Source organism: Flavobacterium sp., assembly GCF_043779715.1.
In the GTDB taxonomy this organism is placed as follows: domain Bacteria; phylum Bacteroidota; class Bacteroidia; order Flavobacteriales; family Flavobacteriaceae; genus Flavobacterium.
In genome coordinates this window covers 1-2,512 of sequence record NZ_JAYWDT010000259.1, presented here as the reverse complement: position 1 = coordinate 2,512, position 2,512 = coordinate 1, and the positions used below count along the sequence as shown (strand labels likewise).

The window sequence follows — 2,512 nt, the reverse complement described above, 5'->3', positions numbered from 1 at the left end:
CTTTTGGGACTTCATCTTGAGCATGTTGATAATAATAACCACATGCTCTCATTAATACATTAAAATACGCTAATTGAAAATCGTCATTTCCTTCTGTTCCTTCGAATTTTCCAGCAATACTTTCATCACGTAACCTTAAATGTCCTACTTTGTTATTGATATCAACTTTTTCTCTTGCAAATTGCATAGGAAATAAAATGGGCATTAAACGATCCCAAAACGCAGGGTCCATACAATCCATTTCATTATGTTGATTTACTCCGATAAATGGAACTAAGCGCATCTTTCCTGTTTCATATTCTCCACCCATTCTCCTCCATTCGATTCGAGATCGTCCTGTAACTGCTTTTGTATTACGGTCATCGAATTTGTCGTCTTTGTTAACTTCATCGCAAAAACCAGCACGTTTACCCATAACTAATACAAATTCTGGAGTAGGTCCGTTAGCGGACTTTTTACCAAATAATAACCCTTTAGGGACTACACAATAATAAGGAGTAAATAAATCATTTGGAGTTTCTAACAATAAACTTTTCCCGCTATTTTGTCGACTATGACAATACATAAACCATTTTCTATTTCCTTCTCCAGTTAAAGAATAACCGATCATTCTTGTAAAATGATTATATAAGCGATCGCCAAACCGTAAGCTTCCATCAGCTTCAATACAATCGCATCCCATAATTTCACGAATAATATCATCTACAGCTTGCATTGACGATTTAATAGCGCTATCACATTGTATATTATTATATTCATCGCGTTTAAAACATTCACCTGGTTTACATGAACACTTATAATAATCGAAATTGCATTTTTCTGTTATAAAATCTTCGGGTTTAAAATTAGTTATGCGCATTGTTCGTAAATCAACTAATCCATTATTAGCAGCAATTTTCCCTGGATGAACAGTTTTACCTATAAAATTTTTATCTTCTATTTTTGCTTTAATAAATCTTTTAACTTTGCTGTTTCCATCTGTTAATCGTTTTCGCTGGTCTTCGCATTTTTTTAATTGTTTTGTTAAAGATGAAATAACTGCTCGATCTTGATTTTGTCGAGATGTTTCTCGTGTTAATTGATCATTAATTTCTGCAATATGGATATCCATGCATTTTGACATTTTTGAAGAAATAATTGTTTCAGTAAATCCGTCAAGATCATTATCTTTAACCCATAATTCTCCGTTATAATAATAAAAACGCTTATCCAATGGATTATACAAATAACGATTTTTATATATACGCTCAAATAAATCAGCACAACCGATATCAGTATTTTTTATAATTTCACTAAAATTCATGTCATCGGGAAATACAACTTGCTCATCTAATGTTACAGGTTCGTATGTTAAAGATTGATTTACATCATCGTATGCGACAGTTCTAGTATTTGCTGTGATATATGCGATATGTTTTCGTTTTTTAGGAGTACAATCACATTCATAAAGAATTTGGCATAATGCATCTTTACATTCTTCACTTGATCGTTCAAAAGATGTATTAAAAATTAAATTTGCAATTCCGTGAGGACATCGTACTTGATTTAGTTTTGCAGTAATCGTAGCATCTACATCAAAAATACATTTTGTCCTTTTAATTACAATTGTATTTTTAGTACATGTCCCATTAAGTTTAAATTTAATACCAGGGTATGCTAATTTTAAAACATTCATTAATTGTACATCCGAAAACGTCGTTGTTGTTGTCGTTGGTGTCGGTGATGTTATCGTTGATAATGATGATGATGATGTTGTTTGTTTTTGTTTTTGTGTTCCGTTTCCTGTTCCGTTTCCTGGCATTGTTAAAACAGGTGGTGACATTCCTTTGTCAAGTCCGATGGAGGGTGCATAAACTCTTATATTGGAAGTTCCATTTTTTATAACAACGTCAGTATATATAGGGATGCTATTATTTTCTCTATAAATATCAATATCAAGATGATTAAATTCATTAAATTTTCCTTGATCATATGTCATATATTTTAAATGACATAAATCTTTTTCCATTTTTTTCATAAAATATATCCACCAATTACGTTGATCACTCAAAGAAGCAAAACGTACTTTTGGGTCTCCATAAAAAACCATTTGTACACTTTCTTTTGGTTCATGTAATACATTACTTGGTCCTAAAACTGGCATTGTAAACATAGCTTCAAAAGATAATTTAATTTTAAAATATTGTTCCATTTCTTTTAATATAATATGTTTTATATCATGTACGATACTTGGATTATATTTAACACCACGAATAAGAAAAAAAGGAACACAACAATTATTTTCTCGTAATATTTCATTAAATCGGAACGTTTCTTCTTTTGGTAAATATTCTCTTGGCCAATTTATCGTTGTTGTGACTGCCTTAATACGATGATTTAACAAATTTTGTTCATGTTTTTTAGTGTCATCATCATTTACAACAGTGTTCTTTTTTTGTGTCAATTTCACAACTTTCCCAGTTACTACTGGGTCTTTCGGATCGACAACACGTATAATTTCCCTTGTATTTTC

General features: G+C 31.1%; 1 protein-coding gene. It reads right to left on the bottom strand.

Going from position 1 to position 2,512, the window contains the following annotated elements:
* The coding region (locus ACH2BG_RS12565) for a hypothetical protein (RefSeq protein WP_395048039.1) at window positions 1-2,512 on the bottom strand (2,512 nt) is incomplete at both ends.